We start from the raw sequence: 23,925 nt of genomic DNA on the forward strand, positions 1-23,925 counted from the left end.
CCTGTCAGATGAAGAGCTGCACGGCCGGAAGCGCCGCGTCGCAGTTGAGCAGGTCGACGCGCTTGAGCGTCATGCGCAGCGCGCCGTCCTGCACCGTGAGGTGATGGAAGAAGGTGCCGACGTAGAACTGCAGCTCGTCGCCCTGCGACTCGGTGTAGTGGAATTCGGTGCGCACCACGAAGCGGCGGGCCTCGGTGTCGAAGGTCTCGACCACGGGCACCTGCAGCAGGTGGTGGCAGCGGCTTTGGGGCTGCTGCGAGAACGCGCGCGGGCTCTTCAGGCGTTCGATGCGCAGCTCGCGCAGCAGCTTGTCCTCGTACAGGTGCGAGGTGTGGTTCAGGCCGTCTTCCTGGTCGGGCACGAGCGGAATCCAGTAGAACGCGTCGTCGGTGAAGAGCGCGTTCCATTCCTCGTAGCGGCGGGTGTCGAGCAGGCGCGCTTCGTTGACGACGAAGTCGATGAGGTCCTGGCGGGTGATATCGGCGGCGGCCATTACATCGTCTCCGTCATGCGCTGCACCCAGCTTCGATATTGGTTGCGCATGGGCAGCTCGTTGGTGCCGCCCGTGGTGATCTCGCCGCCCTTCAACTCCGATTCGTCGTAGTCGCGGTGCAGGCTCACCCACTCGTTGCCGCTGGCGTGCAGGCCGGCCTGCATGCCGCGGTAGGCCTGCAGGTCGTCGTGGCCCACCACCGAGAACGGCGAGTTGATGAGGCGGTTGTACATGGTGGTGCGCTGCAGCAGCTCGGGCGGCGCGCCCTTGAGGCGGAAGGTCCAGCTCTCGATGAGGGTCTTGTCGGCCGAGATGGGCTTGACCACGCGGATCGCCTGGATCGCGCCCTTGATCGTGAGGTTCGGGTAGTACACGGTGTTGTGCCGCGCCATGCCGAGGATCTGCGCCGTCTTCTCTTCGCCGTAGCGCGCCTTCATGGCGTCGTCGTACTCGGGGATCGCCTTGTACTTGCTGTGGATGCTGAAGTGCACGCCCGTGAAGCTGTGGCCGTGGTCATAGGTGCGGATGCCCATGTCCTCGAAGAACTTGTAGTCGGACATGAAGGGCACGAACTGCTCCACGGCCATGGGCTTGGGCTCGTCTTCGGGCTTGTCGGCCCACATGCGCTTGGCGGTACCGGCCGACGACTCGTGCGCCACCATGGGGTGCATGGTGTCGTTGAGGTTCTCGACGAACATCTTCCAGTTGCACTGGTGCATGAAGCGCAGGCAGCCGCCGGCGATTTCCAGCTCGCCCTCGGGCGAGCGGTCGGCCATGTTGTCGATGGAGCTGAGCGAATCGCCGAAGTACTCGTCGAAGTCGGGGCCCGCGTCGTTGATCTTCACGAAGATGAAGCCGCGGTGGCTGCGCACGTGCTTCACCGGGGTGAGGCCCTTGCCCGACTCGCACTCGTGCAGCTGCGTGTGCTCGTAGCCGGTCTTCAGCGGAATGGCCAGCGGCGCGCCGTCGGTCTTGAAGGTCCAGGCGTGGTACGGGCAGCGAAAGAACTTGCCGGTGTTGCCGCAGGGCCCGTTCACCAGGCGCGAGCCCTTGTGAGCGCAGCGGTTCATCATGACGCGCACGCTGCCGTCGCTGTGGCGCACGACGATCAGCGGGCGGCCCGCGATCTCGTTGGTGATCCAGTCGCCCGACTTCGGCAGCTGGCTCTCGTGGCCGACGTAGTTCCAGGTGTTGGCGAAGAAGTGCTCCTGCTCCAGCTCGAAAAGCTCCTGGCTGGTGTACAGGTCGCGGTGCACGCGGTCGTTCTGCACGAGCGCGCGAACGGCATCGGGGTTGTCTCGGTACGAAGGCATGGTTCTCCTGGCTCCTTCCTGGCTGGCTTTTTCTTCAGAGGTCGAGCACCAGGCGCGCACCCTTGGCGCGCGAGATGCAGATCTGCATGACGGTGCCTTCCGCCTTCTCGCGGGCGGTGAGCACGTAGTCGCGGTGGTCGATCTCGCCCTCGATCACGGGCACGGCGCACACGCCGCATTCGCCGCGCTTGCAATCGAACATCGGGTCGCAGCCGTGCTCGATGAGGCAGTCGAGGATGCTCTGGCCGACCGGCACGGTGAAGCGCTGGCCCGACTGGGCGAGCTCCACTTCGAAGGGCTGGTCGCCCTCCTCCACGACGGGTTCGGTGAAGAGTTCGAAATGCACGCGGTCGTGCTCCCAGCCGCGGGCCTGGGTGCGCGCGAGCACGGCGTCGAGCATGACCTTGGGGCCGCACACGTAGAGGCGGTCGCCGGCGGGCACGGCATCGAGCAGCGCGTCGATGTCCAGCGGCGCGCCGGCCTCGGCGTCGGCATGCACGCGCAGGTCGTCGCCCAGCAGCGCCTGCAGCTCGGGCAGGAAGGCCATCAGGTCGCGGCTGCGGCCGGCGTAGTGCATGCGCACGGCGGCGCCTTCGGCGCGGCGGCGCGCGGCCATCGACGCCAGCGGCGTCACGCCGATGCCGCCGGCCACCAGCACCGTGCCGCCGGGGCCGGTATGCAGCGGAAAGTCGTTCTTCGGCGGCTCGATGGTGAGCACGCTCCCCTCGGCCAGCCCTTCGTGCATGAAGCGCGAGCCGCCGCGGCCATCGGCCTCCTTGCGCACGGCGATCACGTAGTCGGTCGGGGCGTTGGTGGCGTTGCGCTCGGTGGCGAAGTTGATGAGCGAGTAGTGGCGCCAGTCGGTGGTGCCGTCGGCCAGCGTCACCTGCACGCGGATGTGCGCGCCGGCGGCGAAGCCGGGCAGCGCGCGGCCGTCTTCGGCGCGCAGGCGCAGCAGGCGGATCAGCGGGTTGAGGGCGCGCGCCTCGGCGACGCAAAGCTGGAGCGTGGGGGCGGTCATGGTTCGGGTCCCTTCAGGCCAAGGCGTGCTGCACCAGCGCGGCCTGCAGCTTGTGGCCGTGTTCGTCGGCCAGCGCCGCGTCGCGCAGTTCGCGCAGGGTGGCGGGCGCCAGCGCGGCACCCGCACGTTCGAACGCGCGCATCACGGTGTCGTAGTTGCGCAGGCCGCGCTCGTGCGTGTCGCTGTAGCCCTTGACCAGGCGCTGGCACTGGGCGAGTTCGACGGCGAGCGCGGGGTTGCGTGGCGCGGTGGCGGCGATGCGTTGCAGCCACTCTTCGATGCGGCGGTTTTCGTCGGCGTAGCGCATCGTCGAGCGGCGCCAGCCCTTGCAGGCCGCGACCATGCGCAGCATCAGGTAGCCGCGCAGCGAGCTGGTGCGGATCACGCGGCCGTGCTGCGTGAAGCGCTCGACGAGCTTCTTCGGCAGCGTGGAGTGCATGAGCCAGCGGCCAAGGCCGCCGGGCAGCGTCTCGCAGATTTCCTGCAGGCGCGGGTGCATGTACTCGTGGATGGCGAGCAGCTGGCCCGGCTGCACGCCGGCCTCGCCGTGCACGCGCTCGAAGCGGGTGGCGCGGGTCTTCAGGGTGGCGACGCGCGCCGTGTCTTCGTAGGACATCCACAGCGCGAGGTGGCGCGCGGTTTCGCGCAGCAGGCGGTGGGCGTCGTCGGGCAGCTTGGCCACAGCGGCCATGCGGTCGAGGTACAGGCCGGCGTAGGCCAGGTCCTGGTAGTCGATGAGGCGGCGCACGCCTTCGAGCAGGAAGTCGTGCGCGGGCAGCGGAAAGTCGCGCTGCACGCGCTCGACCAGTGCGCGCACGGCCGGGTGGCGCGGTTGCGGTGCGGGCGTGGCGGCCGGTGCCACCTTGGCGGGTTCGCCGTCGTCACCGTCCTGTGCGCGGTCGAACGCCGCACCGAAGGCCTTGAGGCTGGGCTTCACGCCCACGCCGCCGCGCTCGATGGTGGCCTCGAACTGCGCGCGGCCGAACGGCAGCACGCCCGAGCCTGCCAGCGTGCCGAAGAGCACGGCGCTGATCACGCTGCCCGAGGCTTCGGCGGCCTGCGCCATGTCGAAACGGATGAAGCGCTTGGCGGCGCGCGCGGTGTGGGCGAGCAGCTGCTCGCTGTCGACGCGGCCGTCGCCCATGGCGCTCTTTTCGGCGATGGAGAAGACGCGGTGCGTGGAGGCGATGAGCGTGGTGCGGTCGCGCGTGACCAGCCCGCGCTGCACCGCGCGGCCGGCTTCCATGAGCTCGGAGGCGAGCACCACGTCGACGTCGCCCGGCAGCGGCATCAGCGCGAGCACCGGGCGACCGCCGTCGGACTGCGCTTGCGCGTCGGGGTACAGCTCGACGTAGTAGATGGTCGCGCCGGTGCGCTGGGCCACGCCGGGCACCGAGGTGGTCTGGGCGACGTAGCCGTTGGCTTCGCCCATGTCGACGATCCAGTCGGCGAGCACGCCGCCGCCCTCCCCGCCCATGGCGAGGATGGCAATCTTGATGGGTTGAACCTTGTTCGTCATGGCGTCAGAAGGCATAGGCGTCACGGCGGCGCGCGTCGCCGCGCTGCATCCAGCCGATGACGGCGGTTCGCACGCGCTGGCGGAAGCGGTCCCAGGCGGTCGGGTTGCTCACGACTTGGGCCTTGTAGAACGAGGGGCACAGCACGGCCGCGTGCGACACGTCGCCGCAGTTGCCGCAGCCCACGCAGCTGTCGAGCACGGTGGCGACGGGGTCGATGCGCAGCGGATCGGGGTTGGGCTTGATCGACAGCGACGGGCAGCCCGACAGGCGGATGCACGAGTGGTCGCCGGTGCAGGTGTCGGCATCGACGCCGAACTTGTCGCGCACCACGCGCTTGCCGTCGGCGATGGCCTTGCGCACCAGCGGCTTCTCGCGGCGCTGCTTGTTGAGCATGCACTCCGACTGGGCGATGAGGACCTTGGGGCCCTTCTTCGTGGTGGTGAGTGCGTCTTTCAGCGCGTCGCGCATGCCGGCGACGTCGTAGGTTCGGCGCATCGTCTTCACCCATTCGACGCCCACGCCGCGCACGGCGCGCTCGATTTCGTGGCCGGTGCTGCGCGTCTTGTTGACGGCGGTCGACGAGAGGATGTCCTGCCCGCCCGTGGCCGAGGTGTAGTTGTTGTCGACAATGATGGTGAGGTTGTCGCTCTTGTTGAAGACCGCGTTGGCCACGCCACTTGTCAGGCCGTTGTGCCAGAAGCCGCCGTCGCCCATCATCGAGATCGCGCGCTTGCCCGCCGGTGCGTTGAGTGCCGAAGCGCCCGCGCCGCCGAGGCCGTAACCCATCGTCGTGTTGCCGATGTTGAAAGGCGGGAGGATCGAGAACAGGTGGCAGCCGATGTCGGCGCTCACGTGGTGCGCACCGAGTTCGCGCTCGACCAGCTTCATGGCGCTGAAGATCGGGCGTTCCGGGCAGCCGGTGCAAAAGCCCGGCGGGCGCGCATGCACCACATCGCCGAGCGCGCTCGACGGCTGCGCGGGCTCGGGTGCATCGTTGACGCCGATGGCCGCCACTTCCTTCAGCGGAATCACCTTGCGCACCGGTACGGGCACGGGCAGCGGCGCGAGGCGTTCGTAGCGCTCGCAGAAGACGCGCGTGCCCTTGAGCAGTTCGAGCGTCGTGTACTCGCCGGCCACAGGCAGCATGTCCTTGCCGTGCAGCGCGGTGGTGGAGCCGGCCTGGCGCAGGATGGTCGCGAGGTTCTGCTCGACGAAATTGGGCTGGCCTTCTTCCACGATGAGCACGGCGCGCTTGCCTTCGCAGAAGCGGATGACTTCGCTCTCGATGACGGGATAGGCCACGTTCATCACGTACAGCGGCACGCGGGTCTCGCCGTACACGTCGGCCAGGCCCAGGCGTTCGAGCGCACGCAGCAGCGTGTTGTAGCTGCCGCCCTGCACGATGATGCCGATGTCGTCGGCGTCTTCGGAGAAGAACTCGTTGAGCTGGCGCTCCTCGATGAAGCGCACGGCGGCGGGCCAGCGGTCCTTCACCTTCTCTTGTTCATGCACGAAGCTCGCGGGCGGCAGCACGATGCGGCTGACGTCGCGCTGCGGGTTCTCCAGTGCTTCCTTCAGCGTGAACTTGGCGCGCTTGTTGTCGCCGGCGATGAAGTGGCCGTGCACGTGGCAGGCGCGGATGCGCAGCTGCAGCATCACGGGCGTGTTGCTGGCCTCCGAGAGGTCGAAGCCGGTCTTCACCGCATCGACGATGCTCGGCAGGTTGGGCCGCGGATCGAGCAGCCAGATCTGCGACTTCATGGCGAACGCATGGCTGCGCTCCTGCATGATCGACGAGCCTTCGCCGTAGTCCTCGCCCACGATGATGAGCGCGCCGCCGGTGACGCCACCCGAAGCCAGGTTGGCCAGCGCATCGGACGCCACGTTGGTGCCCACGGTCGCCTTGAAGGTGACGGCGCCGCGCAGCGGGTAGTTGACGGAGGCGGCCAGCGTGGCGGCAGCAGTGGCTTCGCTGGCGCTGTTCTCGAAGCGGATGCCGTGGTCGGCCAGGATGTCCTGCGCGTCGGCCAGCACGTCCATCAGGTGCGAGATGGGCGCGCCTTGGTAGCCCGCCACATACGAAACGCCCGACTCCAGCAGGGCCTTGGTGACGGCCAGAATGCCTTCGCCGCGGAACACTTCTCCACCAGTAAGTCTCAGCTTCTTGACTTCTTCGACGAACGAACGCTCAGCCATGGATGTCCTTCTTCTTTCTCGTGGGAGGATGCGGCCCCGGGGTCACATCACGGTTCCTATAATGTTTAGAAATGAATGTATCCACAATCATGAATTACCCTAGCCATGCAATCCGCATGCCTGCGGCAAACAGGAGGCACCGTCATGTCTGAACCGCTCAAGGAAACGCATCGCTTCGTCGACGACTACCTGCCCGCGCTGCTGGCGCAGGCCAGCCAGCTGATCTCTTCGGAGTTCCACGAGGTGGCGCGACAGCAGGGCTTCTCGGTGTCGGAGTGGCGCGTGATGGCGTCGCTGGCGGGCAGCGACGCGGTCAGCATCGGCCAGCTCGCGCAGGTGACGGTGACCAAGCAGCCGACGGTGACGCGGCTGCTCGACCGCATGGAAGCGCGCGGCCAGGTCGAGCGCCTGCCCCATGAAAGTGATCGCCGCATCACGCTGGTGCGCATCACGCCCGCGGGGCTGAAGGCGGTCGAGCACCTGATGGAACTGGCGCGCGAACACGAGCGCCGCGTGCTCGAACCCTTCGGCCTGCGACGCGCCGAAGAGCTCAAGCAGACGCTGCGGCAGATGATCGACCTGCATGTGCATGTGCCGGTCGAGGTGCCGGACGAAGACTAAGGTACGAGCACCGCGCGGCCGCGATGGCCGCGCTGCGAGATCCAGTCGAGTGCCAGCGCGGCATCGGCGAGCGCAAAGGGCTGCACGTCGAGGTGCAGTCGGCCGTCGGCCAGGCGCGCAAGCAACTCTGGAGCGGCTGCGCGGCCCGCGGCTTCTCGCCTGAACATGTTGAGCGGCAGCAGCGCCACGTCGCGCTGCAGGAAATGCGCGATGTCCAGCTGCAGCGTCGGGCCGGCGGTGTAGCCGATCAGCACGGCGCGACCACCGGGGCGCACGGCAGGCAAGGTGGAGGCGAGCACGTCGCCGCCGACGGTGTCGATGAGCAGGTCGGCGCTGGCGACTTCAGGCGGTGCGGCTTTCGGATCGACAGGCGTTGCGATGCAGCCTGCATCGCGTGCCAACTGCATCACCAACGAACCCACCGCGCCGCTTGCGCCCGTCACCAATACTTGCTCTCCAGGCTTCAATCGGGCGACCTCATGCAAGGCGACCCAGGCCGACGTGGTGGGCGAGAAGAACGCTGCGCCGAGCGCCATCGGCACCTCATCGGGCAACACGCCGAGTGCGTCGTCAGGTGCATCGATCAGCTCGCACCAGGTGCCATCGAACAGCGTGCCCAATCCGCTGCCACGCAACCACACGCGTTGTCCTTCTGCATAGCGCTCGCTCGCGACGACAACGCCCGCGGCTTCCACGCCCGGCGTGTACGGCAACGGCGGATGCCGCAGGAAGCGGCCTTGCCACACAGTGCGATCGATGTGGCCGACGGTCGCGGCCTGCATGCGCACGAGGGTGCGGCCGGGTCGCGCCACGGGCTCGGCCACGTCTTCGAGCACCGGCACCGCATCGAAGCCATGGATGCGGACGGCCTTCATGGCCGTGTCGCCAGAAAGTCGAGCACCGTGCGCGCGAAGGCTTCGGGCATCTGGTCGGGCAAGGGCACCATGCCGCCGTCGACGTCGACGATGCGCGCCTGCGGCAGCTGATGCTGCAGCTCCGCCGCATGCGGCGCGGCGAAAGGGTCGAGCGTGGCGCGCACGATGAGCGTCGGCTGCGCGATGCGGCCGATGCGGTCTTCCATGCGGTACGAGGCCACGGCGCGGTGCCCTTCTTCGACACGGTGGCCGACCTTCATCGCATCGCGCACGAAGGCCTCGAGCAGGTCGGGCCGCCCCGGCGGATAGAAGGCCTGCCGCTTCTGCCACAGCGCGGCGAGGTGGCTGCCGTCGTCACTGGGTGCCACTTCGTCGATGGGTGGACGCTGCGCGCGGGCGCGGCGAAACACCTCGTCGGTGTACGGCGTGGACGAAAGCACGAGGCTGCGCACGCGCTCGGGAAACGCCGCGGCCAGTTCGATCGCGATCACGCCGCCGGTGTGGTGCCCCACCACGTCGGCTTGCGCGATGCCGAGCGCATCGAGCAGCTCGCACGCCACGCGCGCCCACTGCGCAATGCTCGCCGGCACGCCGCCGTCGGCCGAATCGCCGAAGCCCGCCGTGTCCATGGCGATGGTGCGGTAGCCCGCGCCAGCGACGAGCGGCAGCACCTCGCGGTACTCGGCCCAGCTGCGCGGCGACTGGTGCAGCAGCAGCACGGCCGGCGCCTGCGCGTCGCCGCACACGGCGTGGTGCACCTGCCCCACCGACAGGTCGGCGAAGGCGCGGCGGATCGTCATGACAGCGTCTCGTCGGCCGGCGCGCGCCACAGGCCCGCGTGCTTCAGTTCGCCGAGTGTGCGCGAGAGCACGTCGCGCCGGTAGGCGGCGGTGTCGCGGCCCGCGTAGTCGTAGAAGCCGCTGCCGGTCTTGAGGCCCAGCCGCCCTTCCTCGACCATGCGTCCGACGATGGCCGGCGCCGTGTAGCGACCCGCGTCGAGCGAGGCCGACATCTCGCGGCTCGCGTGGTGCAGGATGTCGCAGCCGCCGAAGTCGATGAACTCGACCACGCCGAGCGCCGCGAAGCGCAGGCCCAGGCCGTAGCGCGTGGCCTTGTCGATTTCTTCCGCTGTGGCAGCGCCTTCTTCGATCATGCGGGCCGCCTCGTTCATCACGAGCGCCTGCAGGCGTGGCACGATGTAGCCGGGCGAGGCGCCGCAGACCACGGGCAGCTTGCCGATGGCTTCCATCAGTGCCTTGGTGCGCGCGAGCACGCCGGCGTCGGTGCCGGGGTGGCAGCTCAGTTCGACCACCGGAATCACGTAGGCCGGGTTGAGCCAGTGCATGTTCAGGAAGCGCTCGGGCCGGCGCACCAACGCGGCCAGCTGCGTCACGAGGATGCTGCTGGTGGTCGAGGTAAGGATCGCGTTGTCGCGGCAATGGCGGTTGAGGTGCTCGAAGGCCTCGCGCTTGGCGTCCATGGTTTCGGGCACGCCTTCGAACACGAGCTCGGCAGCGGCCAGCGCGTGCGGTGCGTCTGCTGCATTCACGAAGTCCACGCGCGCGGCGATGCGCTCGACCTGCGAGGCATCGATCACGCCCAGCTGCGCAAGGCCCGAAAGGCTCGCCGCGATTTCCGCCTGCGCCTCGTCGCGCAAGCGCTGCCAGGCCTCGGGCGTGCGCGGGCGCAGGTCGATCAGCGCGATGCGGTGGCCCGCATAGGCGAACGCGATGGCGATGCCGCGGCCCATGCGGCCGGCGCCCACGGCAGCAAAGCGCGGCGGCGCGGGCTCATTCGCCATCGTGCAGCCTCTGCTTGAGCTGGGTCGCGCTCAGGCTGGCGAGGCCCAGGCTCTCGAAGGTGCGCGGGCCCTGGCGCAGGTCGCGCCCGAGGAAGCCGCCGACGATGGCCAGCAGGCCGTGCGCGATGGGTGCATCCACGCCCGCATGGCGCGCGGCCGAGGCCAGGAAGGCCAGGCCGAGTTCGGTGTCTTCGGTGATGTAGCGGTGCGTGTGCAGGTCGATGTTCTCGCGCCAGTCGCCCGACTTGACGAGCTGCTTGTGCGCATCGCCGTACATCCACTGGTCGTTGTTGTAGTGGTCGGCCAGCGGGTAGTGCGGCGCGCCCTGCCCGAAGGCCTCGCGCACCGCCATGCGTTCCTGGTCGAGCCGGTCGGTCACGTCGCGCACGGCGCGCTGCGTGCCTTCGTTGTGGATGTCCCAGCGCTCGAAGTGCTGCAGCGGCGCGGCGTTCATCACCATCAGCGGTGGATGGATGACGGGGCCGGCATTCATCAGCGCGCCCGAGAGCGCGTCGCCGCAGCCGTGCACGGCCGGGTAGGCGCGGCGGATCACCTCAATGGCCTGCGCCTCCTTGCGCGCCGGGTAGACGCCGGTGGGCAGGCGGATCGCGCGGATGGTGACGTTGACTTCGCGCTCGCCGTGCTTGCGCGCGAGGTACGGCAAGGTGCCGGTCTCGGCCCAGGCCACGTCGGCGCGGTTGCCGGCGGCCTTCACCGCCTGCGCCATCACGTAGCTGCCGAAGGTGCCCGGCGGCAGGAACACGACCTGGCCGTCGACCAGGTGCGGCGCCATGGCCAGCGCGATGTCGTGCTGGGCGATGGCGGGCGTGGGAATGACGATGAGCTTGGCGCCCTTGAGCGCGGCGCCTATGTCAGCAGTCGCGAGCGCAATGGGCACCTCGCGCGCCCCGGCGGCGTCCTTCAGCGTGATCGCGCCGGCCTGCACGACGGGTTCTAGCGCGGCGGCGTCGCGGCGCCACAGGCGCACTTCATGGCCGGTTTCAGACAGGTCCGCGGCGGCCGCATAGGCGCCGTGGCCACCCCCAAGAATCGCAATTTTCATGATCGAAAGTCGAGAACAGGTGTCGATGAACCGGCAGCCGCGAACGGACCGGGGAGAAGCAATGCGCCATTACATTACTTTTCATCGATTCAGGTGTCAACCAACTTCATGGGCGCCGGACTGCTCGGAAACCCGACAACGAAAAAGCCCGCGTTCGTGAGAAGCGCGGGCTTTTGGGGGGAAGCAGCCCTTTTCAGGGCCGCTTGCGGGGGCGATCAGCGGCTGGGCTTGAACGCGCGCTTTTGCGCGTCGCGGGGCACGAACACCTTGCCCGGGCCGCCGTGGCCGGCGCCGTTGCCGCGCGGTGCGAAACCTTCGCGGGGCGCAAAGCCTTCACGGGGTGCGAAACCGCCGTCGCCGCGACCGCCGCCATGGCCGTGGCCGCCGCGCGGGGCGCTGTCGCCCCAGCCCGGCTTGCGACCGTAGCCGCCGCCGTTGCCGCCTTCGTCACGGCCGCCGCCGAAGCCGGCGTTCTGGCCGCCCTGGAAGCCGCGCGGGCCTTGGCCTTGGGCCGGGCCGCGCGAATTGCGGTCGTTGAAGCCGCTGGCGCCGGCATAGCCACCACCGTTGTTGTTGCCGCGGTAGCCACCGCCGCCGCCTGCACCGCCGTTGCCGAACTTGCGATCGCGCGAGAAGTTGTCGCCACGGCCACCGCGGTACTCGCCCATCGGGGGACGCGATTGCGGCATGCGCTGTTGCGGCTCGAGGCCGGCAACCACTTCCGCCTTGAACTGCTGGCGGCTGTAGTGCTCGATGTCCATGATCTTGCGGCGATCGCGGAACTCGGCGAACGTGATGGCCAGGCCATCGCGGCCGGCACGGCCGGTGCGGCCGATGCGGTGGGTGTAGTCCTCGGCCTTCATCGGCAGGCCGAAGTTGAAGACGTGGGTGATGGTCGGCACGTCGATGCCGCGGGCGGCAACGTCGGTGGCCACCAGGATCTGCACCTGGCCCTGGCGCAGTGCCATCAGGCGGCGGTTGCGCAGGCCCTGGCTCAGGGCGCCGTGCAGTGCGACGGCGCTGAAGCCTTCTTGCTGCAGGTCGTTGGCGAGGCCATCGCACTCGACTTGCGTGCTGGCGAACACGATCGCCTGGTTGATGCTGGTGTCGCGCAGCCAGTGGTCGAGCAGCTTGCGCTTGTGCTGGCTGTTGTCGGCCCAGTACAGCGACTGCTTGATGTTGGCGTGCTTCTCTTGCGGGCTGTCGATGGTGATGCGCTGCGGCTCGCGCATGACGCGCTGGGCCAGCTGCTGGATGCGCGGCGCGAAGGTGGCGCTGAACATCATGGTCTGCTGGCGCTCGATGGTGAGCTGGTTGACTTCAGCCAGGTCGTCGGCAAAGCCGAGGTCGAGCATGCGGTCGGCTTCGTCGACGACCAGGAACTTGACCTGGTCGAGCTTGAGCTGCTGCGAGCGCTGCAGGTCGAGCAGGCGGCCCGGCGTGGCGACCACGAGGTCGGCGTTCTGCAGCTTGGCGATCTGCAGCTGGTAGGGCATGCCGCCCACCACGTTGGCGACGCGCAGGCCACGGCAATGGCGAACCAGTTCGATGGCGTCGTGTGCAACCTGCTGCGCGAGTTCGCGCGTCGGGCACAGGATCAGGGCGCCGGGGGTGGCGGCCTTGAAATGACGGGCGTTGGTCGGGTCCTTGCGCTTGGGCTTCTTGAGCGGCGCTTCGCCACGGGCAGCGGCTTCAGCGGCCAGGCGCTGGAACTCGGCCTTGGCTTCGGCTTCGGCTTCGGCCTGGCGCTTGATCAGCGTGTGCAGCACGGGCAGCAGGAAGGCGGCGGTCTTGCCCGAGCCGGTCTGGCTCGACACCATCAGGTCGACGAAGCGGGCCGAACCGGCTTCGCCCATGGCGATCGGCACGACCTTTTCCTGCACGGTGGTCGGCTGGGTGAAACCCATGTCGGCCACGGCGGCGATCAGTTCGGGGGCGAGGCCCAGCTTGATGAAACCGTTGGGCGCGGCGGGCGCTTCGGCTTCGGCGGCCTCGGGGGCTGCGGCGTCCAGTGCGTCGAGGATCGGGGCCTCGGACACGGTGTCCGCGACAGCGGTGAATTCGTTATGGGTAGCGGATTGCACAGGCGCGAGTTCGCCCTGCGCTTCAAAAGCGTCGGTCATGAATATCAATCTCAAACGCGAGCGCTGCCGTAGGCGGCGCCCCGTTGGTGGTTAAAAACATCAACCATCCAACGACATTCAACTTCCGGCTTTCGTCGGAGGCTGCGGCCCTTTTTGATCAGCGAATGCGATCGGGCGCGGTGTGCAAGATAGGGAGATGCGAGAGACGCTGATCTGTGTCCAAAGACGCGTTCAAATCAGCGAAGCCTGCGATTATGGCACGGCTTCGGGTTTTTACCTAATTGTTGTCAATCCACCAAGCGCAGGAAGGTTTCCCGGTAGTGCGCGAGCTCCTCGATGGACTCGTGCACGTCGGCCAGCGCGGTGTGCGCCTGCTGCTTCTTGAAGGCGGTGTAGGCCGCGGGCTTCCAGCGCTTGGCCAGCTCCTTGAGGGTGCTGACGTCGAGGTTGCGGTAATGGAAGTACGCCTCGAGCTTGGGCATGAACTTGACCAGGAAGCGCCGGTCCTGCCCGATGGTGTTGCCGCACATCGGCGAGCCGCTCCTGGGGATGTACTTGGCGATGAATTCGAGCAGCTGCTGCTCGGCCGCGGCTTCGTCCAGCGTGGAGGCCTTCACCTTATCGATCAGGCCGCTGCGGCCATGGGTGCCCTTGTTCCAGGCGTCCATGGCGTCGAGCACGGCGTCGCTCTGGTGGATGACGAGCACGGGGCCGTCGATGCGGGGCGTGAGGTCGGGGCCGGTGACGACCACGGCGATCTCGAGCAGGCGCTCTTTCTCGGGGTCGAGGCCGCTCATTTCGCAGTCCAGCCAGACCAGGTTCTGGTCGCTTTTCTTCAGGGTGGGGGCAGCTGCGGGGGGCGTCGGGTCAAGGAATTCGGGCATCGCAGGATTGTCGTCGAAGGCCTGCGCCCCGATATACCGGGGACTAAACTCGCCGCTTCATGATGTCTTATTCGCTCATCTTCACCCTTGCCTTCGCGGCGGCGCTCGTGGCGGGCCTGCTCGTGAAGTTCTGGCTGGCCACCCGCCAGGTGCGCCACGTGGCGCGCCACCGCGGCGCCGTGCCGGAAGCTTTTGTACAAACCATCACGCTCGCCGCGCACCAGAAGGCGGCCGACTACACGATCGCCAAGGTCCGCTTCAGCCTGGTCGAAATGGCCTGGGGCGCCGCCCTGCTGTTGGGCTGGACGCTGCTTGGCGGGCTCGACACGCTGAACAAGCTGTTGCTGGTGTGGCTGGGCGGCGGCATGGTGCAGCAGTTGCTGCTGCTGGGAGCATTCACGGCGATCAGCAGCCTTCTCGAACTGCCGTTCGCACTCTGGCAGACCTTCAGACTCGAGGAACGCTTCGGTTTCAACAAGATGACCTGGGGGCTTTGGTTCAAGGACACCCTGAAGTCGATCGGCATCGGCACCGCGATGGGATTGCCGATTGCCGCGCTGATTCTCTGGCTCATGGGCGCAGCCGGCGAGCTGTGGTGGCTCTGGGCCTGGGCTTCATGGATGGGCTATAGCCTGCTGGTCATGGTGATCTATCCGATCTTCATTGCGCCGCTGTACAACAAGTTCGAGCCGCTCGACGACCCAACGCTCAAGGAGCGCGTGACGGCCCTGCTGAAGCGCTGCGGCTTCAAGGCCAAGGGCCTTTTCGTGATGGACGGCAGCACGCGCAGTGCGCACGCCAATGCCTATTTCACGGGCTTCGGCGCGAGTAAGCGTGTGGTCTTCTACGACACGCTGCTGCGCCAGCTCAATGCCGGTGAAATGGAAGCGGTGCTCGCCCACGAACTCGGCCACTTCAAGCACCGCCACATCGTGAAGCGGCTCGTCGTGATATTCGCGCTGAGCCTGGCCGGCTTCGCGCTCCTGGGCTGGGTCTCGACGCAGGTCTGGTTCTACGCCGGCCTGGGCGTGCAGCCCAACCTGTCGCCGGCCGCGCCCAACAACGCGCTGGCGCTGCTGCTGTTCATGCTGGCCGTGCCGGTGTTCAGCTTCTTCGTCGCCCCGCTGCCGGCGCGCCTGTCGCGCAAGCACGAGTTCGAGGCCGACGCCTACGCCGTGGCGCAGACCAGCGGCGCCGACCTGTCGGCCGCCCTGCTCAAGCTCTACCAGGACAACGCCTCGACGCTCACGCCGGACCCGGTGTTCGTCAAGTTCTACTACTCCCACCCGCCCGCCTCCGAGCGCCTTGCGCGCATGGCCGCGGCGTGACCCTCGACCCACCTTTTCAGCGAAGCCCCTCATGAGCAGCATGTTCAAACCCAAGGACTGGAAGAACCTTCCGCCCCGCAAGGCCCTGAGCGCCACCGAGATCGTCTCGGGCCTGGCCCAGCTCGACGGCTGGAAGCTCACCGGCGACGGCGCCGATGTCGCGATCGAGAAGACCTTCACCTTCGCGAACTACTTCGAGACCATCGCCTTCGTGAATGCGCTGGCCATGGTGGCCCACACGCAGGACCACCACCCCGACCTGTCGGTGCACTACAACCGCTGCGTGGTGCGCTTCAACACGCACGATGTGAACGGTCTGTCGATCACCGATTTCGATTGCGCTCGGCAGGCCGACGCGCTGGTTGCGAGCCCCGCCGCATGAGGACACGCGCCTGTGGCTAAGCCGGGCCGCGCTGCCTTCACCCCCGCTGCGCACAACACGGGGAAGGCGCACCACGACGGCCTCGTCGTCGCCAGCCACGGGCGTCACTGCCTTGTCGAAACGCCCACGGGCGAGCGGCTGATCTGCCACCCGCGCGGCAAGAAGAGCCAGGCCGTGGTCGGCGACCGCGTGCGCTGGCAGGCCACCGAAGACGAAGGCACCATCGAAGAGGTGCTGCCGCGACGCAACCTCTTCTACCGGCAGGACGAGATCCGCACCAAGTCGTTCGCGGCCAACCTCGACCACGTGCTGATCCTGATCGCGGCCGAGCCCGAGTTTTCCGAACACCAACTGGCGCGCGCGCTGATCGCGGCCGAGGCCGAGCGCATCACGCCCATCATCGCGCTCAACAAGAGCGACCTCGTCGAACCGTTCGCGCGCGCCTGGGCCAAGCTGGCGCCCTATCGCCGCATGCACCACGGCGTGCTGCCGCTGTCGCTCAAGGCCTCGGGCGAAGCGGACTACGCCTCGCTGATGAAGCTGCTGGCGGGCAAGTCGACGCTGGTGCTCGGCCCATCGGGCTCGGGCAAGAGCACGCTCACCAACCTGCTGGTGCCCGGTGCGAGCGTGCTGACCCAAGAGATTTCGCAGGCCCTCAACTCGGGCAAGCACACGACCACCAGCACCACTTGGTACTGGATCGACGAGGCCCGCACCACAGGCCTCATCGACTCGCCGGGCTTCCAGGAATTCGGCCTGAACCACATCGAACCGATGCAGCTCGCCGGCCTCATGCCCGACATCGCCGAGCACACGGGCGACTGCAAGTTCTACAACTGCACCCATCTGCACGAGCCCGGCTGCGGCGTGATCTCGAACGTCGAAACGGCGACGCAACCCGGGCCGATCAGCGCTTCGCGCTACAAGATCTACGGCGAGCTGTTCGCCGAGCTGAGCCAGACGCGCTACTGACGCCGTACCGAGGGCCCGGCCGCGCTCAGGCCAGCCAGGTGCGGTACGACTTCCAGGTCGGGTCGAAGGCCAGGTCGAGGGTCACCGGCAACTCCAGCGCTTCCTGAACCGATTGCGCATGCGCAATGGCCGCCTGCGCATCGGCCACATGGAAGTGAACGGTGCGAACGCCCTCCTCCAGCACGATGTGCGTGCAGCAGCCTTCGCCGTGCGTCTGCAGCAGCGCGGTCAGCCGGTCTTCGTAAGCACGGGCCTCGTCCAGTTCCTCGCCCGATTCGACGGGGATGGCAGCCGAGAGCCGGTGACCCAGGTCGGCACGCCCGAGCAGCGCGTTCGCGGCGTCGTTTCGCATCACGACCGCCTCGACCTCGCTGCCGTCCTCGGCGGTGCGCGTGGCGGTCAGGCCGGACCAACCGTGCTCGCCCGCGGGAAACACGCCGGTGTGGCCCAGATCCTCGCGCCAGCATGCGTCGAACAGAGGCACGAAGTCATCGAGCGGCACGCCATCGAAATCCGCTTGCGCATCCGCCTCGACGTGATCGACCGGCCCAACCTTCACGGCGAAGTCGTACTCGCCCAGGATGTGGTCGAGCATGATCAGGCTCATGTGGCGCGCGTGGTCCTGCATGTCCATCGGAATGGGCTTGGCAAAGCCCATCTCCAGCGCCACCCGCCCCCTGTAGGGCTCGTGCTTCACGAGAACGTCCACGCTGGCCAGTTCGAAGTCGTTCATGCGCATGCTGAAACCTTCGCGCATGCGCTGCCGGAAGGCCTCCACCTCGACCTGCGGCAATGCGGGCGCGCTGTGCACCAGCGCCATGAGGTCCTCGAAATCGTCTTCAGCGCCGTGCGCTGTCAGCACGAGCGTGAAAGCCGGCGGGTCGCCCAGTACTTCGGCCGCCAGGTTCGGAAAGAAGGGCTGCAGCAGCGCATTCAATTCGCCCACCAGTGCGTGGCCGGACAAGGACTGCAGGCTCTCGAGCTTGTCGCTCAAGGCTTGCCAGAACGATGCGCAGGCAACGGCGCGCGGGTCGGCGTGAAGGGTCGAAATCAACAGGATTTCTCTCAGGGTTTCAGGCCAGGATGTCCTGCAGGCACTGAACGAGCGCGCTGCACTGGTCCCGCGTGCCGATGCTGATGCGCAGGTACTGCGCGATGCGCGGCTGCCTGAAATGCCGTACCAGCACCGCGCGCTCACGCAGCGAGGCAGCCAGTTCGGCCGCGTCGCGCTGCGGGTGGCGCGCGAACACGAAGTTGGCCTGCGACGGCAACACCTCGAAGCCCAGGTCTTCGAGCTGAAGGCTCAGGCCTTCGCGCGTGTCGACGACCTGGTCGCGTGTCTTGCGGAACCACGCCTCGTCGTCGAGCGAGGCCACGGCACCGGCCGAGGCCAGCCGGTCGATCGGGTACGAATTGAAGCTGTCCTTGACCCGCACAAGCGCGTCGATCAGGTGCGCCTGCCCGCAGGCAAAGCCGACCCGCAGACCGGCCAGCGAGCGCGACTTGGACAGGGTCTGCACCACGAGCAGGTTCGGATACCGACTGATCAACGACAGCGCGCTCTCGCCGCCGAAATCGACATACGCCTCGTCGACCAGCACGACGCGATCCGGGCACGCCGCCAGCAACTGCTCGATGCGCGCCAGCGGCTGGCCGATGCCGGTCGGCGCGTTCGGGTTGGCGATGACGATGCCGCCGCAGCCTTGCCGTGCGCGCGCCGCGAACGCATCGATGTCGATGCGCAGGCCCTCATCGACCGGCAGTTGCTCGCAGGCGATGCCGTAGAGCTGGGCATAGACCTTGTAGAAGCTGTAGCTCACGTCGGGCATCAGCAGCGGCTGCGCCTGCTGGAAGAAGGCGAAGAAGGCGTGCGCGAGCACTTCGTCCGAGCCATTGCCCGCGAACACCTCGCCCACCTGCAGGCCGTGGCGGCGCGCCACGGCGTCGCGCAGCGCGAGCGACGTGGGGTCGGGGTAGCGCTCGAGGCCGTCGGCCGCCGCGCGCTGGATCGCCGCGATGGCGTCCGGCGATGGCGGGTACGGGTTCTCGTTGGTGTTGAGCTTGACGAGGTTGGTGATGCGCGGCTGCTCGCCGGGCACGTAGGGCTCGAGCGCGCCGATGCGCGGGCTCCAGAAGGCCGGTGCGGGCGGGGTGGTCATGGCCTCAGCCCAGCAGCCGCGCGAGCGTGAGCAGGGCCAGCAGCACCATCCACATCACGACCGAGCGCCAGACCAGGCCCACCACGCTGCGCAGGTGGCCGGGCTCGGGCTCGCGACCCGGCGTGCTGCCGCTGTCCAGGCGCCGGCCGACGCTCGGCGACTCGCCGGCCTGCGCGCGCGGCAGCGGATCGGCCACCGGGATCGGGCTCAGCGAGCCACCGCCCAGGCGCACGTTCACCGCGCCGGACGTGGCCGCAAGGATCACGCCGTCGTTCTCGTTGGGGAAGCGCCGCGCGTCGTTGCGCCAGCAATCGATGGCCTCTTCGAAGCTGCCGACCACGGCGAAGCCGAGCGCCGTGATGCGCGCGGGCAGCCAGTCGACGGCATGCCAGGCGCGCTCGGCCGCGTCCTGCACCGCCACGCTCGAGGGCTGCACCGGCGCGCCGTTCTTGTGGGCCCAGTAGCGCGCGACGAACTCGCTCATGCGATAGAACACCGCGCCCGCCGGCCCCAGGCCGAGAGCTGCGAGCACCGAGAACCAGGCCAGCACGCCGAAGACATGCCGGTGCGCCGCAATGACCGAATGCTCGATCACATGGCGCACGATTTCGCTGCGCGGCAGCTCGGCGGCATCGACGCCCTGCCAGTGCGCCAGCAGCGAGCGCGCGAGCGGCTCGTCGCCCTCGTCGAGCGCATCGCGGATGTCGGTGAAATGGTGGCTGAACTGGCGAAAACCCAGCGTCATGTAGAGCACCGCGACGCTCCACAGCACGGCGAACGGCAGGCCCAGCGTGAGCACCAGCAGCCAGTGCACGCCCAGCGACAGCAGCGTCGGCACGAACACCGCGAGCCCCCAGGCGATCCATCCGTGGTGCGGCTTGCCCGCATCGAAGTTGCGGCTGGTCCAGCGCGTCCACGCCAGGACGCCGCCGTACACGGGGTTGTGCGGGCCCAGCGGCCGCACCTGCTCGATCAGCAACGCGCACAGGATGGCAAAGAAGCTCATCCTTCGATGATAGCGAGAGCACCTGAAGGTTTTCGCCCCAGGTGGCGCTCGATCAGGCTCAGGCGGCGAGGAAGCGGTAGAGGTTGCGCAGCATGCCTGCGGTGGCGCCCCAGACGAAGCGCTCGTGGGGACCATCGGCGTACGGCATCGAGTACCACTCGCGCCGGACCCCATCGGTGGCGCTGACCGCGTGACGGCGGTGGTTGGCCGGGTCCATCAGCCAGGCCAGCGGCACCTCGAAGGCCTCGGCCACCTCGAACGGGTTGATGTCCAGCACGAAGTCGGGCTGCACCAGCGCGACCACCGGGGTGACGACGAACGAGGTGACGGTCGTGTAGGTCGGCAAGGTGCCGAGCACCTCGATGAACTGTGCCGACAGGCCCACCTCTTCCCAGGCTTCGCGCAGCGCGGCGGCCTGGATGTTGGCGTCTTCAGGATCGACGCGCCCGCCGGGAAAGGCCACTTGGCCCGAATGGGTCGACAGGTGCGTGGTGCGCTCGGTGAGCAGCACGGTCGCGCCTTGCGGTCGCTGCACGATCGGCACCAGCACGGCGGCCTGGGCCGGCACGCGGTCGGTCATGCGGGGCTCGCGGCGAAGCTCGGGCGTCCACACGGGCGGCGAGGCAAAGCGCGCGCGCAGGGCCATTGCCGTCAGCTGCGCCGGCGCCACCGCCGGCAGACCATCGCTTCCGTCCACGAAGGGCGCCTGGCGCGGGTCGATCTGCAGCAACGCGGGGGGCACCACGGCATTGACGGGTTCGACGACGGCGGAGGACGTGGGGGCGGAAGTGGAGGAGGTCAAGAGAGGATGCGGCCTGTGGCGGAATGAAAGGAGTAGAGCGTAAAAATGGAAAACTGTCTTGAAGCGCGGCGCCAACGCAAAAAGCCGCCAGAGCGGCGGCTTTTTGAGCAGAAAGGACGGCGGCTGATTAAGCGGCCGACGCAGCCTTCTGCGACTTGCCCGGCAGCTTTTCCTTGATGCGTGCCGAACGACCGCTGCGCTCGCGCAGGTAGTACAGCTTGGCACGGCGCACGTCGCCGCGGCGCTTGACTTCGATGCCGGCGATCAGCGGGCTGTAGGTCTGGAACGTACGCTCCACGCCTTCGCCGCTGGAGATCTTGCGCACGGTGAAGCCGCTGTTGAGGCCACGGTTGCGCTTGGCGATCACGACGCCTTCGTAGGCCTGCACGCGCTTGCGGCTGCCTTCGACGACGTTCACGCTGACGATGACCGTGTCACCGGGCATGAAATCGGGGATGGTCTTGCCGAGACGGGAAATTTCTTCCTGCTCGAGGGTCTGGATGAGGTTCATGATTTCCTGGATATCGATCGTTTCGGGCTGCACTAAAGGCGCCGTGGGCTTTGGCGGAAGAACCACCAACAAACCGGGCGCGGCCGGACAGAGGATCGGGGAACCGCGGATTATAGCTTTTTTTTCAGCGCGGCCTCATCGGCCTTGTTGAGCTTGCCTGCCGCCCGCGCGGCATCGATCAGCTCGGGGCGCCGCGCGGCCGTGATGGCCAGGCGCTGGTCGCGCCGCCAGCGCTCGATCTGCGCATGGTGACCCGAGAGCAGCGGCGCCGGAACGCCCTGCCCGTTCCACTGCTCGGGCCGGGTGTAGTGCTGGCAGTCGAGCAGACCGTCGAGCGCCGGGTTGAAGCTGTCCTGCACATGGCTGGCCTCGTCGCCCAGCACGCCGGGCTGCAGCCGGGCCACGGCGTCGAGCAGGGCCATGGCCGCGATCTCGCCGCCCGACAGCACGAAGTCGCCGAGGCTGACCTGGTGGGTGACGCGGGCGTCGATGAAGCGCTGGTCGATGCCTTCGTAGCGTCCGCAGACCAGCACCGCACCCTCGCTCGCCGACCAGCGCTCGACGGCCTCGTGGCGCAGCGCCTCGCCGATGGGCGAGAACAGCACCACCGGCGCCGGTGCGCCGCGGGCCGCCAGCGCGGCATCGAGGCAGGCCGCCAGGGGCTCGGCCATCATCACCATACCGGGCCCGCCGCCGAAGGGGCGGTCGTCCACGCGCTTGTAGTTGCCCTGCGCGAAATCGCGCGGATTCCACAGCACGACCTCGACCTGCTTCGACTCGTAGGCGCGGCGCGTCACGCCGCTGGCCATGAAGGGCGCGAACAGTTCGGGAAAGAGCGTGAGGACGTCGAAGCGCATGCGCGCGCGGCCCGGATCAGAAATCGGGTTGCCAGTCGACCGTGATGAGGCGGCCGGGCAGGTCGACCTTGTCGACGAAGACCGAAACGAAAGGCACCATGCGCTCGATGGCCTTGCCGTCTTCTTCGGCCGTCAGCACCAGCGTGGTCTGCGGGCCGGTGGCGAGCAGTTCGCGCACCGTGCCGAGCACGACGCCTTCGCGGTTGACGACCGACAGGCCGATCAGGTCGACCCAGTAGTACTCGTCGTCGCCGGCGGTCGGGAAGCTCGAGCGCGGCACGAACACGCGCGCGCCGCGCAGCGCCTCGGCCGCATTGCGGTCAGGCACGTCCTCGGACGAGGCGACGATGCAGTCGGAATGTTCTTTGGCTTCGCGGACCGCGAGCCGGAAAGCGGCGGGTGTGGAGGCTCCGGGAGCCTGCAGGAACCAGCGCTTGGAAGAAAAAAGCGCCTCGGGCTGGGCGCTGTGGGGCAGGACCTTGAACCAGCCCTTGATGCCCCAGGCATCGGCGATGCGTCCGACCTCGATCGCATCCGCCGGCAGTTCGGCGGCTTCGAGTGTGGGCAGCATCGCCGTGCGGGCGGCTTAGGCGGCCGCCTTGGGGGCCGCGGCAGCGGCTTGCTTGATCAGGCGCAGCACCGTGGGCGAAGCCTGGGCACCGACGCTCTTCCAGTACGCGAGGCGGTCCTGGGCGATGCGGATGCTTTCTTCGTTTTCCTTGGCGGTCGGGTTGTAGAAACCCAGGCGCTCGATGAAACGGCCATCGCGGCGAACGCGCTTGTCCGACACGACGATGTTGAAGAACGGACGGCCTTTGGAGCCGCCGCGGGAGAGTCGAATGACGACCATGATTTATCCTTGGGTGGTCAGCGAGCCAGTTCAAATAGAAAGAGGCCCGCTCACGATGTTCTTCCAGCGTCGAGACACGCGACATGGCCACCCGGCCAGCGCACGCTGAAAAGCCCACGATTATAGCCCGACCCGGGTTTTTCTCCGAATTCCGGCCCCGCGCCGCCGCCCTCACCCGCATGACCCTCACCCTCCGCCCCAGCCGCGACGAAGACATCGCAGCCATCACGGCCATCTATGCGCACCACGTGCTGCACGGCACCGGCACCTTCGAAACCGAGCCCCCGTCCGAGGCCGACATGGCCGCCCGGCGCGCCGATGTGCTGGGCAAGAACCTGCCCTACCTCGTCGCTGAAGAAAACGGCGAAGTGTTGGGTTTTGCCTACTGCAACTGGTTCAAGCCCCGCCCGGCCTACCGGTTTTCGGCCGAGGACTCGATCTACATGTCCGAAGCCGCGCGCGGCAAGGGCGTGGGCGCACAGCTGCTGGCGGCGCTCTCGCAGGCGGCCGAGGCGGTCGGCGTGCGCAAGCTGATCGCGGTGATCGGCGATTCGGCCAACGCCGGCTCGGTCGGCGTGCACCGCAGCCAGGGCTTCACGCACGTGGGCGTGCTGAAAGACTGCGGCTGGAAGTTCGACGCCTGGCGCGACGTGGTCCTGATGGAAAAAGTACTCGGCGAAGGCAGCCGCACCAAACCCGAATGATGTGATGAAGAAAATGAAAAGCAAGACCGTGGCCGCCTGGCTCTCCTTCCTCGGTGGCCCGCTGGGCCTGCACCGCTTCTACCTGCGCGGCATGGGTGACTGGCTCGGCTGGCTGCTGCCCATTCCCACGGCGCTGGGCATCTACGGCATCGAGCGCCTGCGCATGTACGGCGTGGACGACGGCGTAAGCTGGGCACTGATCCCGCTACTCGGCTTCACGATCGCGGGCTGCGCGCTGATGGCGATCATCTACGGCCTGATGACGCCGGAGAAATGGAATGCCCGCTTCAATGCCGGCGCAGCGCCCGACGCCGCACCGGGCCAGACCAACTGGCTCACGATCGGCGCCGTGGTGGCATCTCTGTTCTTCGGCAGCTCGATCCTGATGGCGAGCATCGTGTACAGCTTCCAGCACTACTTCGAACACCAGATCGAAGAAGGCCGAAAGATCTCACAGTAGCCGAATCAGGCGCGGCGACCTCT

At 67.9% G+C, this 23,925-nt stretch carries 25 protein-coding genes; 6 read left to right on the plus strand and 19 right to left on the minus strand.

Going from position 1 to position 23,925, the window contains the following annotated elements:
* Positions 1–4: 4 nt before the first annotated feature.
* The 5 genes from AC1RAD_RS20580 to AC1RAD_RS20600 are packed head-to-tail and all read right to left on the minus strand — an operon-like array spanning position 5 to position 6,543.
* The gene (locus AC1RAD_RS20580; RefSeq protein WP_492736888.1) at positions 5–493 is read right to left on the minus strand and encodes an aromatic-ring-hydroxylating dioxygenase subunit beta; all 489 of its coding nucleotides are present in this window, start codon (positions 491–493) and stop codon (positions 5–7) included.
* Positions 493–1,806 carry an aromatic ring-hydroxylating dioxygenase subunit alpha gene (locus tag AC1RAD_RS20585; protein ID WP_095746383.1) on the minus strand — a complete coding sequence of 438 codons (1,314 nt, stop codon included), beginning with the start codon at positions 1,804–1,806 and terminating at the stop codon, positions 493–495. The genes AC1RAD_RS20580 and AC1RAD_RS20585 overlap by 1 nt, the downstream gene beginning before the upstream one ends.
* A gap of 34 nt (positions 1,807–1,840) precedes the next feature.
* Positions 1,841–2,827: a PDR/VanB family oxidoreductase gene (locus tag AC1RAD_RS20590; RefSeq protein ID WP_492736890.1), complete on the minus strand. Its 987-nt coding sequence runs from the start codon at positions 2,825–2,827 to the stop codon at positions 1,841–1,843.
* A gap of 13 nt (positions 2,828–2,840) precedes the next feature.
* Positions 2,841–4,346 (minus strand): indolepyruvate oxidoreductase subunit beta family protein, encoded by a 1,506-nt coding sequence (locus tag AC1RAD_RS20595; RefSeq protein ID WP_492736892.1) that lies wholly within the window; start codon positions 4,344–4,346, stop codon positions 2,841–2,843.
* A gap of 4 nt (positions 4,347–4,350) precedes the next feature.
* Positions 4,351–6,543: a thiamine pyrophosphate-dependent enzyme gene (locus tag AC1RAD_RS20600; RefSeq protein WP_492736894.1), complete on the minus strand. Its 2,193-nt coding sequence runs from the start codon at positions 6,541–6,543 to the stop codon at positions 4,351–4,353.
* Between the two features lie 144 nt (positions 6,544–6,687).
* On the opposite strand from AC1RAD_RS20600, the gene AC1RAD_RS20605 reads away from it, so the two are divergent.
* Positions 6,688–7,164 (plus strand): MarR family winged helix-turn-helix transcriptional regulator, encoded by a 477-nt coding sequence (locus AC1RAD_RS20605; protein ID WP_099791754.1) that lies wholly within the window; start codon positions 6,688–6,690, stop codon positions 7,162–7,164.
* Here the strand turns inward: AC1RAD_RS20605 and AC1RAD_RS20610 are convergent.
* From AC1RAD_RS20610 to orn, 6 genes are all read right to left on the minus strand, one after another.
* Positions 7,161–8,039, minus strand: a complete 879-nt coding sequence (locus AC1RAD_RS20610; RefSeq protein ID WP_492736896.1) for a quinone oxidoreductase family protein — start codon at positions 8,037–8,039, stop codon at positions 7,161–7,163. The two genes, AC1RAD_RS20605 and AC1RAD_RS20610, sit on opposite strands and share 4 nt — an antisense overlap.
* Positions 8,036–8,839, minus strand: coding sequence for an alpha/beta fold hydrolase (locus AC1RAD_RS20615; protein WP_492736898.1), 804 nt, complete (start codon positions 8,837–8,839; stop codon positions 8,036–8,038). The genes AC1RAD_RS20610 and AC1RAD_RS20615 overlap by 4 nt, the downstream gene beginning before the upstream one ends.
* Positions 8,836–9,840: a 3-hydroxybutyryl-CoA dehydrogenase gene (locus tag AC1RAD_RS20620; RefSeq protein WP_492736900.1), complete on the minus strand. Its 1,005-nt coding sequence runs from the start codon at positions 9,838–9,840 to the stop codon at positions 8,836–8,838. Before AC1RAD_RS20620 ends, AC1RAD_RS20615 begins: the two co-directional genes overlap by 4 nt.
* Entirely contained in the window at positions 9,830–10,903 is a 1,074-nt protein-coding gene (locus AC1RAD_RS20625) for an NAD/NADP octopine/nopaline dehydrogenase family protein (RefSeq protein ID WP_492736901.1), read from the minus strand. Before AC1RAD_RS20625 ends, AC1RAD_RS20620 begins: the two co-directional genes overlap by 11 nt.
* Before the next feature lie 215 nt (positions 10,904–11,118).
* Positions 11,119–13,026 carry a DEAD/DEAH box helicase gene (locus tag AC1RAD_RS20630; RefSeq protein ID WP_062475051.1) on the minus strand — a complete coding sequence of 636 codons (1,908 nt, stop codon included), beginning with the start codon at positions 13,024–13,026 and terminating at the stop codon, positions 11,119–11,121.
* Positions 13,027–13,274: 248 nt separating this feature from the next.
* A complete protein-coding gene (gene orn, locus AC1RAD_RS20635) occupies positions 13,275–13,871 on the minus strand; it encodes an oligoribonuclease (protein ID WP_492736903.1) in 597 nt (198 codons plus the stop codon).
* Positions 13,872–13,933: 62 nt separating this feature from the next.
* Between orn and AC1RAD_RS20640 the strand changes: the two genes are divergently transcribed.
* From AC1RAD_RS20640 to rsgA, 3 genes are read left to right on the plus strand one after another with little or no spacing between them, the layout of a single operon-like run.
* Positions 13,934–15,199 (plus strand): M48 family metallopeptidase, encoded by a 1,266-nt coding sequence (locus AC1RAD_RS20640; RefSeq protein WP_095747692.1) that lies wholly within the window; start codon positions 13,934–13,936, stop codon positions 15,197–15,199.
* 31 nt (positions 15,200–15,230) lie between these two features.
* A complete protein-coding gene (locus tag AC1RAD_RS20645) occupies positions 15,231–15,581 on the plus strand; it encodes a 4a-hydroxytetrahydrobiopterin dehydratase (protein ID WP_095746391.1) in 351 nt (116 codons plus the stop codon).
* Positions 15,582–15,593: 12 nt separating this feature from the next.
* Positions 15,594–16,553, plus strand: a complete 960-nt coding sequence (gene rsgA / locus AC1RAD_RS20650; protein WP_083259283.1) for a ribosome small subunit-dependent GTPase A — start codon at positions 15,594–15,596, stop codon at positions 16,551–16,553.
* 25 nt (positions 16,554–16,578) lie between these two features.
* Here rsgA and AC1RAD_RS20655 read toward each other — a convergent pair whose 3' ends face one another.
* The 8 genes from AC1RAD_RS20655 to rpsP form a co-directional block, all read right to left on the minus strand.
* Positions 16,579–17,607 (minus strand): hypothetical protein, encoded by a 1,029-nt coding sequence (locus AC1RAD_RS20655; protein WP_492736905.1) that lies wholly within the window; start codon positions 17,605–17,607, stop codon positions 16,579–16,581.
* Between the two features lie 19 nt (positions 17,608–17,626).
* Positions 17,627–18,712, minus strand: a complete 1,086-nt coding sequence (hisC, locus tag AC1RAD_RS20660; RefSeq protein WP_492736907.1) for a histidinol-phosphate transaminase — start codon at positions 18,710–18,712, stop codon at positions 17,627–17,629.
* Between the two features lie 4 nt (positions 18,713–18,716).
* Positions 18,717–19,718, minus strand: coding sequence for a CobD/CbiB family protein (locus AC1RAD_RS20665; protein WP_062475069.1), 1,002 nt, complete (start codon positions 19,716–19,718; stop codon positions 18,717–18,719).
* A gap of 58 nt (positions 19,719–19,776) precedes the next feature.
* Positions 19,777–20,520, minus strand: a complete 744-nt coding sequence (locus tag AC1RAD_RS20670) for a CoA pyrophosphatase (protein WP_492736909.1) — start codon at positions 20,518–20,520, stop codon at positions 19,777–19,779.
* 127 nt (positions 20,521–20,647) lie between these two features.
* A complete protein-coding gene (gene rplS / locus AC1RAD_RS20675; RefSeq protein ID WP_056572437.1) occupies positions 20,648–21,031 on the minus strand; it encodes a 50S ribosomal protein L19 in 384 nt (127 codons plus the stop codon).
* A 110-nt stretch (positions 21,032–21,141) separates the two neighbouring features.
* Entirely contained in the window at positions 21,142–21,888 is a 747-nt protein-coding gene (gene trmD, locus AC1RAD_RS20680) for a tRNA (guanosine(37)-N1)-methyltransferase TrmD (protein WP_492736911.1), read from the minus strand.
* A gap of 16 nt (positions 21,889–21,904) precedes the next feature.
* Positions 21,905–22,459, minus strand: coding sequence for a ribosome maturation factor RimM (rimM, locus tag AC1RAD_RS20685; protein ID WP_095950554.1), 555 nt, complete (start codon positions 22,457–22,459; stop codon positions 21,905–21,907).
* A gap of 15 nt (positions 22,460–22,474) precedes the next feature.
* On the minus strand, positions 22,475–22,738 hold the full coding sequence (rpsP, locus tag AC1RAD_RS20690) for a 30S ribosomal protein S16 (RefSeq protein ID WP_007831311.1): 264 nt from the start codon (positions 22,736–22,738) through the stop codon (positions 22,475–22,477).
* Positions 22,739–22,917: 179 nt separating this feature from the next.
* On the opposite strand from rpsP, the gene AC1RAD_RS20695 reads away from it, so the two are divergent.
* Both AC1RAD_RS20695 and AC1RAD_RS20700 read left to right on the plus strand, forming a co-directional pair.
* Positions 22,918–23,442, plus strand: coding sequence for a GNAT family N-acetyltransferase (locus AC1RAD_RS20695; RefSeq protein ID WP_062475081.1), 525 nt, complete (start codon positions 22,918–22,920; stop codon positions 23,440–23,442).
* 13 nt (positions 23,443–23,455) lie between these two features.
* Positions 23,456–23,902 (plus strand): TM2 domain-containing protein, encoded by a 447-nt coding sequence (locus tag AC1RAD_RS20700; RefSeq protein WP_070062592.1) that lies wholly within the window; start codon positions 23,456–23,458, stop codon positions 23,900–23,902.
* The last annotated feature ends 23 nt before the right edge of the window (positions 23,903–23,925 follow it).

This window comes from Variovorax sp. GW823-FHT04B03 (genome assembly GCF_058796495.1).

Excerpts from the sequence above, each read along its gene's own strand:
- AC1RAD_RS20580 (WP_492736888.1), bottom strand. The coding sequence starts at position 493 with ATGGCCGCCGCCGATATCACCCGCCAGGACCTCATCGACTTCGTCGTC.
- AC1RAD_RS20585 (WP_095746383.1), bottom strand. The coding sequence starts at position 1,806 with ATGCCTTCGTACCGAGACAACCCCGATGCCGTTCGCGCGCTCGTGCAG.
- AC1RAD_RS20590 (WP_492736890.1), bottom strand. The coding sequence starts at position 2,827 with ATGACCGCCCCCACGCTCCAGCTTTGCGTCGCCGAGGCGCGCGCCCTC.
- AC1RAD_RS20595 (WP_492736892.1), bottom strand. The coding sequence starts at position 4,346 with ATGACGAACAAGGTTCAACCCATCAAGATTGCCATCCTCGCCATGGGC.
- AC1RAD_RS20600 (WP_492736894.1), bottom strand. The coding sequence starts at position 6,543 with ATGGCTGAGCGTTCGTTCGTCGAAGAAGTCAAGAAGCTGAGACTTACT.
- AC1RAD_RS20605 (WP_099791754.1), top strand. The coding sequence starts at position 6,688 with ATGTCTGAACCGCTCAAGGAAACGCATCGCTTCGTCGACGACTACCTG.
- AC1RAD_RS20610 (WP_492736896.1), bottom strand. The coding sequence starts at position 8,039 with ATGAAGGCCGTCCGCATCCATGGCTTCGATGCGGTGCCGGTGCTCGAA.
- AC1RAD_RS20615 (WP_492736898.1), bottom strand. The coding sequence starts at position 8,839 with ATGACGATCCGCCGCGCCTTCGCCGACCTGTCGGTGGGGCAGGTGCAC.
- AC1RAD_RS20620 (WP_492736900.1), bottom strand. The coding sequence starts at position 9,840 with ATGGCGAATGAGCCCGCGCCGCCGCGCTTTGCTGCCGTGGGCGCCGGC.
- AC1RAD_RS20625 (WP_492736901.1), bottom strand. The coding sequence starts at position 10,903 with ATGAAAATTGCGATTCTTGGGGGTGGCCACGGCGCCTATGCGGCCGCC.
- AC1RAD_RS20630 (WP_062475051.1), bottom strand. The coding sequence starts at position 13,026 with ATGACCGACGCTTTTGAAGCGCAGGGCGAACTCGCGCCTGTGCAATCC.
- orn (WP_492736903.1), bottom strand. The coding sequence starts at position 13,871 with ATGCCCGAATTCCTTGACCCGACGCCCCCCGCAGCTGCCCCCACCCTG.
- AC1RAD_RS20640 (WP_095747692.1), top strand. The coding sequence starts at position 13,934 with ATGTCTTATTCGCTCATCTTCACCCTTGCCTTCGCGGCGGCGCTCGTG.
- AC1RAD_RS20645 (WP_095746391.1), top strand. The coding sequence starts at position 15,231 with ATGAGCAGCATGTTCAAACCCAAGGACTGGAAGAACCTTCCGCCCCGC.
- hisC (WP_492736907.1), bottom strand. The coding sequence starts at position 18,712 with ATGACCACCCCGCCCGCACCGGCCTTCTGGAGCCCGCGCATCGGCGCG.
- AC1RAD_RS20665 (WP_062475069.1), bottom strand. The coding sequence starts at position 19,718 with ATGAGCTTCTTTGCCATCCTGTGCGCGTTGCTGATCGAGCAGGTGCGG.
- rplS (WP_056572437.1), bottom strand. The coding sequence starts at position 21,031 with ATGAACCTCATCCAGACCCTCGAGCAGGAAGAAATTTCCCGTCTCGGC.
- trmD (WP_492736911.1), bottom strand. The coding sequence starts at position 21,888 with ATGCGCTTCGACGTCCTCACGCTCTTTCCCGAACTGTTCGCGCCCTTC.
- rimM (WP_095950554.1), bottom strand. The coding sequence starts at position 22,459 with ATGCTGCCCACACTCGAAGCCGCCGAACTGCCGGCGGATGCGATCGAG.
- rpsP (WP_007831311.1), bottom strand. The coding sequence starts at position 22,738 with ATGGTCGTCATTCGACTCTCCCGCGGCGGCTCCAAAGGCCGTCCGTTC.
- AC1RAD_RS20695 (WP_062475081.1), top strand. The coding sequence starts at position 22,918 with ATGACCCTCACCCTCCGCCCCAGCCGCGACGAAGACATCGCAGCCATC.
- AC1RAD_RS20700 (WP_070062592.1), top strand. The coding sequence starts at position 23,456 with ATGAAAAGCAAGACCGTGGCCGCCTGGCTCTCCTTCCTCGGTGGCCCG.